This is a genomic window from Arthrobacter sp. MDT1-49-2 (assembly GCF_059090185.1).
On the sequence record NZ_JBNHFK010000002.1, the window covers coordinates 286,343 to 302,108 of the forward strand.

Here is a 15,766-nt window from a genome sequence, read left to right on the forward strand (position 1 = left end):
AATGAATACTTGATGCAGACATAGACGGTCTTTATAGTCAGGGAATGTCTTCCTATGACCTCGGGATGCTCCGCGTTTTTATCCTCGTGTACGAAACCGGCAGCGTCACCCATGCCTCCGAACGGCTTTTCATCAGCCAGCCCTCCGTCAGTTACACGCTGCGGAAGCTGCGCGCACACTTCGGGGATCCCCTTTTCCAGCGCAAGGGCCACCGGCTTGAACCCACCCGCCTGGCGCATGAGCTTTACCCCAAGCTGCGCCACCTGCTGGAGTCACTGGACGACATCATGGAGACCCCGGGGGAATTCTCCCCGGCCGTCTCGAGCCGCCGCTTCCGGCTGCGGATGACCGACGTCGGCGTGAGCGGACTGCTGCCCTCCATCCTCCGTTCCGTGCGCAGCCAGGCGCCGGGGGTGACGCTTGAGGTGGAATCGCTGAACCTGGCCACGGTCCTGCATGACCTGCGGACGGGGGCTGCAGATGCCGCCATCTGCACCACCCGGCTGGACGAGTCGGATATCCGCAGGGACCTGCTCTTCAACCAGGAATATGTCGGGCTGTGCGCCGCGGACCATCCGCGCATTTCCGAGGAACCCGCCCTGGGCGCCTACGAGGATGAAGAACATGTGGCAGTGGCAACCTCCACCGGCCACACCGCCCTGGATGTGCGGGTGCGTGAACTTGGCATCAACCGGCGGGTTTCGGTGGTCATCCCGACCTTCAGCTCGCTGCCGGACCTGCTCGAGGGCAGTGAGCTGGTCTCCTACGCACCCACCGGCGTCGCCAGCCGCCTCATTCGGCGCCATGAGGTCCGCTCCTTCCGGCTGCCGTTCGACGTTCCCCTCACCCAGGTGGCGATGTACACCCTGCGGCGCGATCTGCCGGCCGCGGATCTGGAGTGGCTCCGTTCCACACTGATGTCCTCCGTGCAGACCCGGCACACGCAGGCACCCAATTCCGTACGCGTGGCCGGCGGTTTCACCTGATTCCGCGGGCGGCGAGGGTGCTCCGTACTCTCACCCAGCGAGAGGGGTCTTGACGCGGCGTGACCGGTGACACATTCTTGTAAGCGGAATATGAATCTGTCATGCAGAATGGAGCCATGATGACAACCGAGACAGTCACCGCTGACCAGGCCTTCTACGCCGAGCTGGCCGAGAACCACTACTCCCCGCTGTGGAAGCTCATGGGCGGCATTGGCCCCGAGGCCAAAACCAACCTGGTGCCGCACATCTGGCGCTATGAGCAGGCCCGCGAACTCATGGTGAAGGCCGGCCAGGTGGTTCCCCTCGAGGATGCACTCCGCCGCGTCCTGGGCTTCCGCAACCCGGGGTCACGCCCGGAGCAGCGCACCGGTGCCACCGACTCCCTCTGGGCCGCCCTGCAGCTGGTCATGCCCGGCGAGGTGGCACCCCCTCACCGCCACACCCCCTCCGCCCTGCGGTTCATCGTTGAGGGCGAGGGCGCCTACACCGTGGTGAACGGGCAGCGCGTCCCCATGGAGGTGGGAGATTTCCTGCTGACCCCGTCCCTGCACTGGCACGAACACGGCCACGAGGGCGACGGTCCCATGATCTGGCTGGACGGCCTGGATTCGCCGCTGATCAGCCGGCTGAACCAGTACATCATCGACGAGTCTTCGGACGAGCAGCCGGTGGAGAAGGCCATGCCGGCCGCCTATGTGGAGGGCATGCTGGCCAAGACCTACGGCGAGCCGCACCAGCTGCAGCAGCCGCTGGTCTACAAGCTGGCGGACGCCCTGGCGGCACTGGAGTACCTGCGCGACGGCGAAGGCGACCCCTACGACGACATCATCGTGGAGTACAAGAACCCGGTCACCGGCGGTCCGGTCATGACCACCATTTCCGCCTACCTGCAGCTGATCCGCCCGGGTGTGGACACCCGTTCGCACCGGCACACGCACAGCACGGTCTACCACGTGGTCAGCGGCAGTGGCTACTCCATTGTGGACGGGCAGAAGATCGAATGGACCAAGGGCGATACCCTGGCCGTTCCGCTCTGGTACGAGCACTCCCACCACAACTCCACGTCCGAGGATGCAGTGCTGTTCTCCTACACCGACCGCCCGGCCATTACGGCACTGGGCCTGTGGCGCGAGCAGGTGGGCAAGTAATGCGGCTTTGCGTTTTCAACGATCAGCGTCTCGGCGTCCTGGCCGACGACGGCACGGTGGTGGACCTGACGGATCTGGTGCCCGAGCACACGCCCGCTGAGGACCGGATGAACGCCCTGATTTCGGGGTGGGCTTCGCTGCAGGCCGCCGCGGCCGAGCGCGCCGCGGCCGGCGGCGGCGTCCCGGAGGCCGAGGTGACGCTCCGTGCGCCGCAGCCGCGCCCGCGCAACCTGTTTGCCGCTCCGGTGAATTACCACAAGCACCAGCAGGAAATGGGCGGCGAGAACGGCGTCTACGCGGACCGCAAGATCCTCACCGCCGAGGTGCGGAAGGGATTCCTCAAGGCCGTGACCTCCGTGGTCGGGCCCGACGGCGCCATCGAGCTGCCCTGGGAGGACCGGCGCTTCGACCATGAAGCGGAGATCGGCGTGATCATCGGCAAGACCGCCAGCCGGGTGTCCGCCGAGGACGCCCTGGACTACGTGTTCGGCTACACCCCGCTGCTGGATATCACCCTGCGCGGGGAAGAAGACCGTTCCTTCCGGAAATCCTTTGACACGTTCACGCCGATCGGCCCCTACATCGTCACCGCAGACGAGGTGCCGGACCCCGAGAACCTGGATTTCTGGCTGACCGTGGACGGCGAGGAGCGCCAGCGCTCCAACACCTCCTACCTCATCTACGGGATTGCCAAGCTGATCGAGGTGTACTCCGAGGTGATGACGCTCCAGCCGGGCGACATCATTGCCACGGGTACTCCCGAGGGCGTGGGCCAGATCCTGCCCGGTGAAACCGTGGTGCTGACCATCCCGGAGGTCGGGGAACTGACCATGCCGGTGGTTGCCCGCGCGTAACCCTCAGACCGTTCGGGTCCTGGCAGCCAGTGGTTGCCAGGACCCGAACGCTTTTTTATGCCCACCGGACGCCACCAGGTCCATGTGCATGGCGGTCTGGCGCAGGGCAGAGACAAGGTAATGCCGGGTCAGTGCGTCCCAGCCTCTCCCCCAGCTCAGCCGTTCAGCGGTCTGCCACACCGTGGCATCCGGATCCGCGGCCAGCACCTGCTCCACCTCCGCCGTGCGCGTCAGATGGCGTGTGGCGATGGCGTGCGCCCGGTCCGCGATGCCCCGGTACCGGTACTCGTGGCCGGGCAGGTTCTGGCAGTCGTCATAGGCGCGCAGCCGGTGCAGGCTCTGCAGATACAGCTCCAGGGGATTCTCCGGGAAACCGCCGGACGCGCCGATGCCCGGCGTGACGCGCGGCAGGAGGTGGTCCCCGGAGAACAGCAGCCGCTGGTCCTCCTCCACCAGGCACATATGCCCGGGGGTATGGCCGGGGCTGTGCAGCACCCGCAGCCGGCGTCCGGGCACCGGCAGCAGGTCCCCGTCCGTCACCAGCCGGTCCGCGGGAACCACCACGCGCGGGCTGCCCTTCGCATAACCCAAAACCTCCGTGTGGCGGCTTTGCGGTACGGCCCAGGCGTCCAGATCGGCGCGGATGCGGGAGTCATCGGCCGTCCAGCGGGCATAGTCCTGCTGCGCCTCCTGCTCCCGCCGGTGCATCACGGTCCGGGTTCCGTACTGCTCCCGCAGGCTCCGGGCCAGGCCGGTGTGGTCCGGGTGCAGGTGGGTGAGGATGGCGGAGGCCGGGGCCCTCAGCCCCGGACGGATCCGGTCCAGGGCCGCGGCCAGGATCCCTGTGTTCGGCGGCAGGTCCCACCCCGGGTCCAGCACGTGGATGTCCCCGGCGGAATCCTGGATCAGGTAGGACAGGGTGAACGGCATATGCCCGGCTTTGTTGGGCTGTGGGAGGGTCCAGACGCCGTCCGCCACCTGTTCGGGGGCCGGCAGTTTCCCGGCGGTATGCGCGGAGAATTCCTGGTCGCTGACGGGGATGATGCCGCTCACGTGGCCAACCCGGCCCGGAAGGCGAACGGCAGGATCCCTCCGTGGCGGATGTAGTCCGCTTCAGTGGCCGTGTCCACGCGGATATCGACGTCGAACATCACGCGGGTGCCGTCCTGCCGCCGGGCTTCCACACCCGCGGTGCGCGGCCATCCGCCGTCGGTAAACCCGGACAGACCGGACACACTGTATTCCTCGGTCCCGTCCAGTCCACGGGCCTCGGCACTGTCGCCCGAGCGGAACTGCAGGGGGATGACCCCCATGCCTACGAGGTTGGAGCGGTGGATGCGCTCAAAGGACTCGGCGAGCACGGCCCGAACGCCCAGCAGGTAGGTGCCTTTGGCGGCGTAGTCGCGGGCTGAGCCGCTGCCGTATTCCCTGCCGCCCAGCACCAGCAGCGGAACGCCCTGGCGGCGGTAGCGTTCTGCGGCGTCGAAGACCGTCATTTCCTCCCCCGAAGGCAGGAACTGCGTGAATCCTCCGCTTCGCCCATTGGCCAGCTCGTTGCGCAGGCGCACATTGGCGAAGGTGCCGCGCACCATCACCTCGTGGTTGCCGCGGCGGGAACCGTAGGTGTTGAAGTCCCGGCGCGGCACGCCCTGGGCGAGCAGGTACTGCCCTGCCGGGCTGTCGGCGCGGATGTGTCCCACCGGGCTGATGTGGTCCGTGGTTACCGAGTCGCCCAGTTTCAGCAGCACCCGGGCTCCCGCCAGATCGGCCACCGGCTGCGGCTGCAGGCCGGCACCGTCCAGGAACGGGGAGGGGCGCATGTAGGTGGACTCGCCGAATTCATAGGATGGGCCGGCCGGGATAGCCATACCCTCCCACTGTGCCGTGCCGGCAAAGGCCTCCGCGTAGGTGTCCCGGTACAGGGAGCCGGTGACGGCCCGGGCGAGTTCCTCTTCCACTTCCTGCGGGCTTGGCCAGAGGTCGGCCAGATGGATTGCCCTGCCGTCCCTGTCCTGTCCCAGCGGGTCCCGGTGCAGGTCAATGTCCATGGTTCCGGCCAGCGCGTAGCTGATGACCAGGGGCGGGGAGGCCAGGTAGTTCATGCGGACATCGGGGCTGATGCGTCCCTCAAAGTTCCGGTTTCCGGACAGCACGGAGGTGAGGACCACGTCCTGCGCGGCGTCGGAGACCGGATCCGCCAGGGGGCCGGAGTTTCCCATGCAGGTGGTGCAGCCGTAGCCCACCACGTGGAAGCCCAGCGTTTCCAGATCCGGCATCAGTCCCGCCTGTTCCAGGTAGCGGGTCACCACCTGCGAGCCCGGTGCCAGCGACGTCTTCACCCAGGGCGGGACGCGCAGTCCGTGCCGGACGGCGTTGCGGGCCAGCAGCGCCGCCGTCATCATCACGTGCGGATTGGAGGTGTTGGTGCAGCTGGTGATGGCGGCGATGGCCAGTGCCCCGTGCCGCAGGCGGACATCGGCCCCGTTGACGGTCACGTCCACGCCGGGGGCGCTGGGGCCGCGCTGGCTGTCCGTGCCGCTGCCCGTGTTGGTGCCCCCGTCCCGCCCGTTGTCCCGGCCCGTGTCCCGGTCGAGCAGCGCAGCCAGGTCTTCCCGGAAGCGGGCATGGGCCGAGTCCAGGGATATCCGGTCCTGCGGCCGGTAAGGGCCGGCAATCGAGGGAACCACTTCGGACAGGTCCAGCCGCAGCGACTCGCTGTAGCGCGCCGGTGAGCTCCCGCCGTCGCTCCACATTCCCTGCGCCCGGGCGTAGGCCTCGATCAGTTCCACCTGTTCCCGGGGGCGGCCGGTGAGCGTGTAGTACTCCACGGTCTTGGCATCCACGGGGAACATTGCCGCGGTGGAGCCAAACTCGGGTGACATGTTGGCGATGGTGGCCCGGTCCGCCACCGGGATGCCGGCCAGGCCGGGGCCGTGGAACTCCACGATCTTGCCCACCACCCCGTGCCCGCGCAGCAGTTCGGTGATGCGCAGGACCAGGTCCGTTGCGGTGGTTCCGGGGCGGAGGCTGCCGGTGAATTCCACTCCCACCACCGGGGGAACCAGCATGGACAGCGGGTGGCCCAACAGTGCGGAGACGGCTTCGATGCCGCCTACGCCCCAGCCCAGGACACCGAGGCCGTTGACCATGGTGGTGTGGCTGTCCGTGCCGATGCAGGAGTCCGGGTAGGCGATCCGTTCGCCGTTCGCATCGGTGGTCATCACGCCGCGGGTCAGGTGTTCAATGTTGACCTGGTGAATGATGCCGCGTCCCGGCGGAACCACTTTGAGTCCGTCGAAGGCGTCCTGGGCCCAGCGAAGGAACCGGAAGCGTTCTTCATTGCGCTCAAACTCCCGTTCAGCGTTGCGCCGGAAGGCGCCACGGGTGCCGGAGCTGTCCACGATCACCGAGTGGTCCACCACCAGCTCCGCAGGGATCAGCGGCTTGACCCCGGCCGGGTCCCCGCCGTGCCGGGCAACGGCCTCCCGCAGCGTCACCAGGTCATGGATGACCGGGGCGCCGGCCATGTCCTGCATGACCACCCGGGCCGGATGGAACGGAACCTGCCGGCCCTCTCCCGCTGACGGAGAGTCCACCAACGCCGCCACCGCTTCCGGCCCGGCCCCGTGCCGGAGCACGTTTTCCAGCAGGATTTTCAGGCTGAGCGGCAGGGCCTCCACGCCCGGCACCGTTGTGATATCCACGTAGCGCACGGGGCCGGTGGAGAGCTCCAGGGTTCCGGTTGGGGCGGTGGAGGACGTGGTCAGCATGGGGGCAATCCTTTGTGTGTAACCGGCAGGCGGGATCAGGGGACGTCGCGCGGGGCGGGGCCCACGTAGTCCGGCAGGATCGTTCGGTGTTCGGGCCCCTTGTTGCGTTGTCCGGAGTTGGATTCCTCCCAGGCGTGGGCCAGCGCTCCGATGGAACGGGAGAGAATGAACAGCCCCCGGCCCAGGACCGGCGCAAACCCCAGTTCCGCGTAGATGATGGCGGTGGCGCCGTCGATGTTCATGGGAATGGGACGCTGGCGGCCCTCGTTGATCTGCCGTTCAATCTCCAGCGCAACCTCCAGTACGCGGCCTTCCACCACGCCCTGGTCCCGCGCCTCCTCCACCGCTGCCACCAGCGGTGCCCTGCGCGGGTCCACCGGATGGAAGCGGTGCCCGAAGCCGGGAACGTATTTGTTCTCCGCCCGCAGCCGGGCAATTTCGGCGGCCACCGCGTCCGGCACCGGACGCGGATCCTGCAGGATCCTTTCGAAGATCTCCATCAGTTCCTGGCCGGCTCCGCCGTGCACGTCCCCGAGCACGTTGGTGGCCGAGGCCATCGCGTTGTTGATGCCGACGCCGCAGGTCATGGCCATGCGGGCAATGCCGATGGAGGGCGCCTGGGGTCCGTGGTCCACACCGGCCACCAGAGCCCGTTCCAGCAGCCGCGCCTGCGGCACGCCGGGCAGCTCACCCCGGGTCATCAGCCACGCCATGGTGGCCATGCCGACGTCGGCGGAGGCGATCAGCTGTTCCACCGGGTAGCCGTGGAAGCGGATCACCCCGGGTGAGATGTCCGAGATGGAGGTCTTCCACCAGGTTGAGCTTTCCATTAGATGACTCCCTCGTTGCGCATTGCAGCTATGTCCTCCGGGCTGTACCCGAGGCCCGCCAGCACCTGCTCGGTGTGTTCACCGAGCAGCGGCGGCGGCGCATCCGGACCCACCGGTGCGCCGTCCACGTGTGTGGGGGCGCCCAGCAGCCGGATGTCCCCCTCGGGCCCCACCCCGGTGCCGGTGACGCCGGCTGCGGCATCGATCCTCAAGGTCGAGACCAGACTCCGTTCCACAATCTGTTCGGAGGCCAGGACGGTTGCCACGTCCATGACGGGGGCACCGGGGATGCCGGAAGCAGCGAATTCCTTGTCCCAGTGGGCGCTGGGGCGCGTGGTGAGGACGGATTCGATTTCCGCCTTCAGTGCCAGGCGGTTGGTTTTGCGGGTTTCCCGTTCAGCGAAGCGCGGGTCCCCGATGAGCTCGGGGCGGCCGATCACCCGGCACAGTTCTTCGAACTGTTCCTGCTTGTTGGCCGCGATGTTGAAATCGCCGTCGGCCGTGGCAAAGGTGCCCGACGGCGCGGCCGTCCGGTTTTCGTTGCCCATCGGCACCGGTTCGCTGCCGCCCACCAGGTAGTCCGAGGCCACCCAGCCCATGGCGGTGAGCGTGGCTTCCAGCATGGACACGTCCAGCAAAGCGCCCTGCCCGGTTCGTCCGCGACGCACCAGGGCCGAGGCGATGGCGAAGGCCGCGGCAAAACCGCCCACGGTGTCAGCGATGGGAGCTCCCACCCGCAGGGGCGCGGTTTCCCGGTCACCGGTCACGGACATCAGACCGGACATCCCCTGGATGATCTGGTCATAGGCCGGCCGGTCCCGCAGCGGTCCGCTCTGCCCGAATCCCGAAATGGCGCAGTAGACAATGCCCGGATTGATCTCCTGCAGGGCCTCCCAGCCAAAGCCCAGGCGGTCCATCACCCCGGGACGGAAGTTTTCCAGCACCACATCGTGGGTCTCAACAAGCTGCCGGAAGACCTGCCGGCCCTGCTCGGACTTGAGGTTTAGGGTCAGCGATTGCTTGGAGCTGTTCTGCGCCAGGAAGGAGATTCCCAGATGACGGGCGCTGAGATCAGCGGATGCTCCCAGCTTCCGGGCAAGGTCTCCCCCGCGGGTTGCCTCGACCTTGAGGACTTCGGCGCCCATGAGCGCCAGCTGGTAGCCGGCGAACGGCCCGGACAGCACATTGGTCAGGTCCAAAACCCTGACACCGTCTAGCAAATTTGTTCTCATCCCAGTCCTCCTCCGGAGCGCGGCCGCGCTTATCAGCCGGCCTTCCGGACTCTATTTCCGTAGGGCGTTCCCCTGAACCGCTTCGATCATTCAGCGGAACGGCGGCGGGGTGCCGGACGGCACGGTCCCCATTGGCGTCCGGCAGCCGGTCATGGAGTTCCTGCATTTGCTGGCCGCTAATTTGACCTGACGGAACGGCAGAAGGCACGGCAGCGCCGCGAGATCGGCACGGTGGACCGTCACCCCGTCCAGCTTTCGGGCAGGCAGCAACAGCGTGTGGCCATTGCCCGTGCCCTGGCGATGAATCCGGAGCTGATGCTCTTCGATGAGCCCACCTCGGCACTGGACCCTGAACTGGTGGGCGAAGTGCTGGACGACATGAGGGAGCTCGCGAAGTCCGGCCGCACCATGATGGTGGTTACCCACGAAATCGGCTTTGCCCGGGAAGTGGCGGACCGGATCATCTTTATGGCGGACGGCGCCGTCGTGGAGGAAGTCCCGCCGCCTCTGTGGTCGGGTCACCGCAGATGGAACGGACCCAGCAGTTCCTCTCCGCCGTCATCCACTAGCCGGGCAGCGGCGGCCGGATCACCCGTTACAACAGGTGCCGGCCGCCCGCGAACGGCCCCTCTCCCGCAAACGCATACTTCGCAAACCGTTCCCCGATGATCTGGTGCGTGGCGCTGTCCGGATGCAGCGCATCGGGCAGCGGATGCTCCTGGGCGTCCGCCGCCCCGTACAGCTCCAGTCCGTCCAGGTAGTACAGGTTCGGATCCTCCGCACGGCGTTCCACCAGCGATGCCAGCGCCTCGCGGATTACCCGCAGTGTCAGCTGTCCCGCCGCCACCCCGGCCGGATCACCGGTGGCCTGGAACTTCACCTGCCCCGTCCCGAAGGACGCCGGATCAAAGGCGCCGGGACCGGGCGTGTCCTCGTGGATCCCGCAGAAAATCGGGGAGATCAGCACCAGCGGGGTCTCCGGATGTCCCTCACGGATGATGTCCAGGAAGCCGTGCACCGCCGGCACGAAGGTCCGCAGCCGCATCCCGTCGAGGTTCACCATGTTGATGCCGAGCTTCACGCTGATCAGGTCCGCCGGCGAATCCCGCATCACCTGCGCCGTGAACGGGTCAACCAGGGCGCTGCCGCCCAGGCCGAGGTTCGTCAGTTCCACGCCGCCGATCCGTGCGGCCACCGCGGGCCAGACGCCCGACGGCGTTGCCGCGTTGGAGCCGTGGCTCACCGAACTGCCGTGGTGCAGCCACACCGGCCGGTCCGCGGCGGCCGGCTCCAGCGGCGCATCCGAGTGCAGCTCGACCAGTTCCACTGCTTCGTTGTGCGGCAGCCAGATTTCCACCCGCTTGCTGCCCGCGGGCAGCCCGGAGAACACGCTCACGTGCGACTCCCCGTCCACCTGCCGGGCGGCACCTGTGGACATGTTCACCTCGGTGTAGGAACCTCCGGTGAGTTCGTCGCTGTGCTGCAGCTCGCCGTCGACCAGCAGGTCCACATGGCCGCGCGGCCGGTCCGCCCCGAGGTAGACCACCCGGGTGGAGTGCAGGACCAGTTCCAGCTGCTGCGCCGTCGTCCTAAAGACCAGCCGGACGCCGGAGGGCTGGGCCTCGGCCATGAGCAGCTGCGGATCCGGGAAGCGCGTGCGCACGTTCGCCGGCAGCCGGTGCGGGCGCAGTCCCCGGGGTGTGGTTTCGTATTCCGCGGCACCGCGGACCAGGGATTCGGTGACGGGCGTGCTGATCATGCGGGGAGGTCTCCCAAGGTGTCTTGAGTAAAAGTTAGGCACCCTCAGTGTATGCCGCCTGCATTTGGTAGGCCTGCCCCGGCTAGGCTCCGGCCAAGGATGAATCTCAGGCACCTGTGGCCGGGAACGGCGAACCGCCTCCCGGCCACAGAGTGGAACATGCTCCTAGTTGCCGGAGCGCTTGACGTACTTGCCGCGCGGCTCGCCCACCACGGCGCCGTCGCCAAAGACCTTGCTGCCGCGCAGGTAGGTGTCCGTTACCGCGGCGGTGAGCTCGAAGCCCTCGAACGGCGTGTAATCCTGCGTGGACAGGGAGTCCTCTGCGCGCACGGTGTACTGCACGCCGTCGTCCACCAGGCAGAAGTCGGCGTCGAAGCCCACGGCCAGGTCGCCCTTGCCGGGCATGCCGTAGCGCTCGGCGGGGTTCTTGGAGACCAGCTCCGCGATCCGGTTGTAGGACAGTCCGCGCTTGCGCCCCTCGGAAATCATGCCCGGCAGCAGGTATTCCGCGCCGCCAAACCCGGACTTGGCCAGGAACACGTCATCCCGAGGATCGCCGAACTTGGTTTCGTCCTTGCAGCAGGCGTGGTCGGAGGTGACCCAGGAGAAGTGCCCGGCGAGCAGGTGTTCCCAAAGCGCTTCCACGTCTTCCGGGGAGCGCAGCGGCGGGTTGACCTTGCCGCCCATATTGGCGGTGTTGAAGTCCGCCAGCAGGTGTCCCACGGTGACCTCGCGGCGGAAGTTGATGTGCGGGAAGGTCTCCTGCATCATCATGGCCGCCTCGATGGCCTTGCGGGAGGACAGATGCAGCAGGTTGATGTTCGGCAGCTCGGTCTCGTACGCCAGGTAGGAGGCGATGGTGATGGCCAGGCCCTCGGAGTGCGGCGGCCGGGACGCGCTGTAGGCTTCCAGGCCCTTGAGCTGGCCTTCCTCCTCCACCATCTTGGTGTAGGCGCGCATGATTTCCGCGGTCTCGCAGTGCAGGGACAGCGAGATCTGGTCCGCGATGTCCGCGTACTTCGGGTCCCGGCGCGCCTTTTCAATGGCGCGCATGATGAATTCGAAGTGCGCGTAGTCGTAGGAGTCCTCCGGCGGGATCATCAGGAACTTGCCCTGGTCGCTGGATTTGCCGTGCAGTCCGTGGATTCCGTAGAACATAAAGATCTTGAAGGACGGCACGCCCATGTCCAGCAGGTCCGGGATCTCCTCGATGTGTTCCTTGAGGATGGGGGCCACGTGGAAGCCGTAGTCGATGTAGGCGCGGCCGTCCGCGGCTTCGAGGATCTCGGGGAAGATCTCTTTGTAGGGGCCTGATTTGTTCAGGTAGTAGGCCCCGGTGCGGATGTAGGTGATGCCGCTGGTGACGCCGCCCTGGGCGCTGGCGCGGCTCTCGGACTCGGTGTCCTCGCCCAGTTCGTTGTAGATGCCCCAGTGCTGGTGCACGTCCACCACGCCGGGGAACAGGTGCTTGCCGCCGCCGTCGACCACTTCGGCGGCGGTGCCGGGATCGATGCCGGGCTCGATGGCGGCGAACTTGCCGTCCTTGATGGCCAGGTCGAGGGCTTCGGCGCCGTCGCCGCCGGGACGGACAACCTGGACGTTCTTTACCAGCAGGTCATAGGTGCTCATTTGTTTCCTCTTTCTACTGTGGGGAGGTTCGTGGGGGTGCCGGGCACGGGGGCGTCGGCTGTGGAGAGGTCGGTGAACAGGACGGACAGGTCGGTGCAGTTCTGCAGGGTGCGGCAGGTTTCGCGGAGGCGCTCGCGTGCCGCCGGGGCGAGGGTGCGGCGGGCGTTGTCCTCGAATTTGGCGGCCAGGTCCTCAAAGCCCAGCGGACGCTGCGGCCCGCCGCGGGTGGTGAGGACCTTCTCGGTGACGGTGCGTCCGTCGGTGAGCCGGGCGGTCAGCACGGCCGGGAACTGCATCGGGAAAATGGCGGTGCATTCCTCGTCGGGCACCACGTCCACGCGGGCCATGATCGCCCGGCGGACGGGGTCCTTGGCCAGCTCGTCGGTGTAGTCATCCAGGCCCACTTCCAGCCCGCCGCCGCCCAGCAGCCCGGCGGCCACCGCGTAGGGTCCGGAGAACTGCGCCATGTAGCCGGTCTGCGGCTGCTGCTTGACGGCCAGCGGTTCACCGACGGTGCGCAGGTTCGGCGCCGGCACGCCCAGGGTGAAGGATTCCACGTCCTCGGGCCTGATGCCGGCGCGGCGCAGGGCGGCAGCCGCGTCCACCGCGGCGTGGGTGAAGTGGTTGGCCGGGTACGGCTTGAAGAAGATGTCCGGCACCTGCCACTGCTCCCCCAGCCCGTCGGTGATGGCCGCCGGATTGAACCGGCCCTGCAGCCAGGCCTGGAAGAACCCGAACCTGCCCTCCAGCACGGTGGGCGGGCCGGTGAGGCCATAGCGGACCAGTTCCACCGCGCTGACGGCGGCGTGCGCGGCCCAGCCGCAGTGGATGCGTTTGACCGTGCCGCCGGTGCGGTTGGATTCGATAATGCCCGAGGCCATCGACGCGGTGACGCCCAGCGCGTCGGTCACCAGCTGCCCGTCGCCCAGCAGCACGGCCACCCCGGCGGCGGCCCCCATGGCCCCGCAGATGGAGGTGGCGTGCTGGCCGTGCTCAAAGAAGGTGGAGTTCTTCGCCTCGGTGTCATACCCGGCCATGCCCAGCCGGACGCAGATTTCCAGCCCGACGGCGATGGCCCGGATCGCGTCCCGGCCATCCTTCCCGGCGGCCTGCGCAGCGGCGAGCACCGCCGGGACCACGCTGGCGCTGGGATGCAGCACGGAGGGCAGATGCGTGTCGTCATAGTCCAGCGAGTGCGCCAGCACGCCGTTGACGAATGCCGCCTGGCTGGCCGGCAGCAGCGCGGAGACACCTACGGCGGAGGCCGACGGCGTGCCGCCCTGGTCCGCGGCCCAGCGGCGTGCAGCCCGGCTGGTGTCCAGCGGCGCCGCGGCGGCGGCGATGCCGAGAATGTCCAGCACCCGGGCTTTGACGCTCTCCACCACTTCTTCCGGCAGATCCTCATAGCGGGTTCCGGCGGCGAAGTCCCCCAGCTGCTGGGCGAGCGTGCGCTCGCCGGCGTGGACGGCGCTCATGCCGCCACCACGGCCAGCGGGCGGACGGGGGAACCGGTGGCGCCGAAGATGTTCAGCGGCACCAGCACGAACGTGAACTCGTAGATCCGGCGTTGGGCCAGCTCTTCCAGGTCCAGCGCCTCGATGATGTAGATGCCGTTTTCCACCAGGAACACCCGGTGCGCCGGCAGCGCGGCGTGCCCGCCGCCGGGGGCGAGGCGTTCAAAGGCGATGCTGTCCGCGCCGGCGGCGTGGATACCCTGCGCGGCCAGCCATTCGGCGCCGTCTTCGCTAATGCCGGGCACTCCGGAGTCCTTGCCCACATAGGCGGCGCCCTCGGCGAACCGTTGGCCCCAGCCGGAGCGGATCAGCACCACGTCCCCCTCGCGCAGTTCCACCTGCTGCGCGGCCAGGCAGCCCTGCAGGTCCGCCACGGTGATTTCGTAACCGCCTTCCAGCACGTCGGCGCCCAGGTGACCGGCGGCGTCCAGGAGGATCCCGCGGCGGACCATGGGGTCGATGGTGTGCACTCCGTGTTCCACGTATTTGCCGCCCAGGCAGGACTGGCCGGCGTCCGCGCCGCCGTACAGCTTGCCGTCCTGGCTGACGTGCGCCAGTGCGTCGATGTGGGTGCCCACATGCGTGCCGGTGGTGATCATGTCATTCGCGGCGCTGCCGCCGTCGGCCCGGACCATGTCCCCGTGCCGGCGCGGCAGAGTGTGCCAGAACTGGGGATGGTTGGGCGACTGCGGCATGCCCACGGTCAGCTGCCGGCCCAGATCCACGTAGGTGATGCCGTTGGTGACTGCTTCCAGCAGTGCATCGCTCATTTGATGACGTCGCTTTCCCTGAGACTGGTGACTTCTGAGTCCGAATAACCGATTTCGTGCAAGATGTCTGCGGTGTCCGCACCGAGGCTGCGGCCGGTGAAGCGGATCTGCCCCGGGCTCTTGCTCAGCCGGAACATCACGTTGTGCTGCAGCACCGGTCCCAGATCCGGGTCCTCAACCTCCAGCAGCATCCGGGTTTCCCGAATGTGCGGATCCTCCACCACGTCCCGGGCGTCATAGACGGCGGCGACGGCGGCTCCGGCATCGGAGAACGCAGCCACCACGTCTTCGCGGCTGCGGTCGGCGATCCAGCTGCCCACATAGCCGTCCAGCTCCTCGGCATGCTCCACCCTGGTGCTGCCGGCGGCGAACCACGGTTCGGTGATGACTTCGGGATGGCCCACCAGTTCCATCACCCGTTCGGCAATGCGCTGGGCGCTGGTGGAGACCGCCACCCATTTGCCGTCCTTGGTGAGGTAGGTGTTGCGCGGGGCGTTGTTGGTGGACTGGTTGCCGTGCCGCTGTCCGATCACGCCAAGCTGCTGGTAGACGGTAGGGCTGGGCCCGACGGCGGTCATGATCGGTTCCAGGATGCTCAGGTCCACGGTCTGCCCTTCGCCGGTGGCGTCCCGGTGGCGCAGCGCCATCAGCACGGCGGAGGACGCGGCGATGCCGCAGATGCTGTCCGCCAGGCCGAAGGCCGGCAGGGTGGGCGGGCCGTCCGCGGGCCCGGTGAGGTGCGCGAAGCCGCTCATCGCCTCCGCGAGGGTGCCGAATCCGGCACGGGATGAGTACGGCCCGGTCTGGCCGAAGCCGGTGAGCCGGACCAGCACCAGGCCGGGGTTTAGTTCCGCCAGCACGTCCGGGCCCAGCCCCCAGCGCTCCAGGGTGCCGGGGCGGAAGTTCTCCACCACGACGTCGGCGGTCGCGGCCAGGCGCCGGAAGACGTCGGCGCCCTCGGGGCTGCTCAGGCTCAGGCCGAGGGTGCGCTTGTTGCGGGAGACTTCCTTCCACCAAAGCGGGATGCCGTTTTTGCTTTCCCCGTGGCCGCGCATGCTGTCCCCGTGCTGGGGGTGTTCAATCTTGATGACTTCGGCGCCGAAGTCCCCCAGCAGCTGGCAGCACAGCGGTCCGGCGAGGATGGTAGAGGCGTCCAGGACCCGCAGGCCGGCCAGGGGTCCGGTAACCGCTGTGTCACTGTTTCGGGCGTTGCCGTCCGGAGATGGCGTCGGGGGTGGTGCTTTCTCGCTCACGTGGATCTCGTTCCGTTCTCG

Annotated in this window: 12 protein-coding genes and 1 pseudogene; 4 read left to right on the plus strand and 9 right to left on the minus strand. The window is 67.8% G+C overall.

Annotated elements, in window-relative coordinates:
* Positions 1-44: 44 nt before the first annotated feature.
* The 3 genes from AC5RTS_RS03840 (at position 45) to AC5RTS_RS03850 (ending at position 2,988) form a co-directional block, all read left to right on the plus strand.
* Positions 45-986: a LysR family transcriptional regulator gene (locus AC5RTS_RS03840; RefSeq protein ID WP_493990749.1), complete on the plus strand. Its 942-nt coding sequence runs from the start codon at positions 45-47 to the stop codon at positions 984-986.
* A 119-nt stretch (positions 987-1,105) separates the two neighbouring features.
* Entirely contained in the window at positions 1,106-2,134 is a 1,029-nt protein-coding gene (locus tag AC5RTS_RS03845) for a cupin domain-containing protein (protein ID WP_493990750.1), read from the plus strand.
* The gene (locus AC5RTS_RS03850; protein WP_493990751.1) at positions 2,134-2,988 is read left to right on the plus strand and encodes a fumarylacetoacetate hydrolase family protein; all 855 of its coding nucleotides are present in this window, start codon (positions 2,134-2,136) and stop codon (positions 2,986-2,988) included. Before AC5RTS_RS03845 ends, AC5RTS_RS03850 begins: the two co-directional genes overlap by 1 nt.
* A gap of 3 nt (positions 2,989-2,991) precedes the next feature.
* Here AC5RTS_RS03850 and AC5RTS_RS03855 read toward each other — a convergent pair whose 3' ends face one another.
* Genes AC5RTS_RS03855 through AC5RTS_RS03870 form a run of 4 tightly spaced genes read right to left on the minus strand, consistent with a single transcriptional unit; the run spans position 2,992 to position 8,820 of the window.
* Complete coding sequence (locus tag AC5RTS_RS03855; RefSeq protein WP_493990752.1) at positions 2,992-4,041, minus strand: MBL fold metallo-hydrolase; 1,050 nt, start codon at positions 4,039-4,041, stop codon at positions 2,992-2,994.
* Entirely contained in the window at positions 4,038-6,758 is a 2,721-nt protein-coding gene (gene acnA, locus AC5RTS_RS03860) for an aconitate hydratase AcnA (protein WP_493990753.1), read from the minus strand. Before acnA ends, AC5RTS_RS03855 begins: the two co-directional genes overlap by 4 nt.
* 35 nt (positions 6,759-6,793) lie before the next feature.
* The gene (locus AC5RTS_RS03865; protein WP_290245611.1) at positions 6,794-7,588 is read right to left on the minus strand and encodes a citryl-CoA lyase; all 795 of its coding nucleotides are present in this window, start codon (positions 7,586-7,588) and stop codon (positions 6,794-6,796) included.
* On the minus strand, positions 7,588-8,820 hold the full coding sequence (locus tag AC5RTS_RS03870; protein WP_493990754.1) for a CaiB/BaiF CoA transferase family protein: 1,233 nt from the start codon (positions 8,818-8,820) through the stop codon (positions 7,588-7,590). The genes AC5RTS_RS03865 and AC5RTS_RS03870 overlap by 1 nt, the downstream gene beginning before the upstream one ends.
* 234 nt (positions 8,821-9,054) lie before the next feature.
* Between AC5RTS_RS03870 and AC5RTS_RS03875 the strand changes: the two are divergent.
* Positions 9,055-9,389 (plus strand): annotated as a pseudogene (locus AC5RTS_RS03875) (ATP-binding cassette domain-containing protein); the annotation flags it as partial.
* 26 nt (positions 9,390-9,415) lie between these two features.
* Here AC5RTS_RS03875 and AC5RTS_RS03880 read toward each other — a convergent pair.
* The 5 genes from AC5RTS_RS03880 to AC5RTS_RS03900 form a co-directional block, all read right to left on the minus strand.
* Positions 9,416-10,579 (minus strand): GDSL-type esterase/lipase family protein, encoded by a 1,164-nt coding sequence (locus tag AC5RTS_RS03880; protein WP_493990755.1) that lies wholly within the window; start codon positions 10,577-10,579, stop codon positions 9,416-9,418.
* A 165-nt stretch (positions 10,580-10,744) separates the two neighbouring features.
* On the minus strand, positions 10,745-12,208 hold the full coding sequence (locus AC5RTS_RS03885; RefSeq protein ID WP_493990756.1) for a dihydroorotase: 1,464 nt from the start codon (positions 12,206-12,208) through the stop codon (positions 10,745-10,747).
* On the minus strand, positions 12,205-13,683 hold the full coding sequence (locus tag AC5RTS_RS03890; protein ID WP_493990757.1) for an MmgE/PrpD family protein: 1,479 nt from the start codon (positions 13,681-13,683) through the stop codon (positions 12,205-12,207). The genes AC5RTS_RS03885 and AC5RTS_RS03890 overlap by 4 nt, the downstream gene beginning before the upstream one ends.
* Positions 13,680-14,492, minus strand: coding sequence for a cyclase family protein (locus AC5RTS_RS03895; protein WP_493990758.1), 813 nt, complete (start codon positions 14,490-14,492; stop codon positions 13,680-13,682). The genes AC5RTS_RS03890 and AC5RTS_RS03895 overlap by 4 nt, the downstream gene beginning before the upstream one ends.
* Complete coding sequence (locus tag AC5RTS_RS03900) at positions 14,489-15,745, minus strand: CaiB/BaiF CoA transferase family protein (RefSeq protein WP_493990759.1); 1,257 nt, start codon at positions 15,743-15,745, stop codon at positions 14,489-14,491. The genes AC5RTS_RS03895 and AC5RTS_RS03900 overlap by 4 nt, the downstream gene beginning before the upstream one ends.
* Between the last annotated feature and the right edge of the window lie 21 nt (positions 15,746-15,766).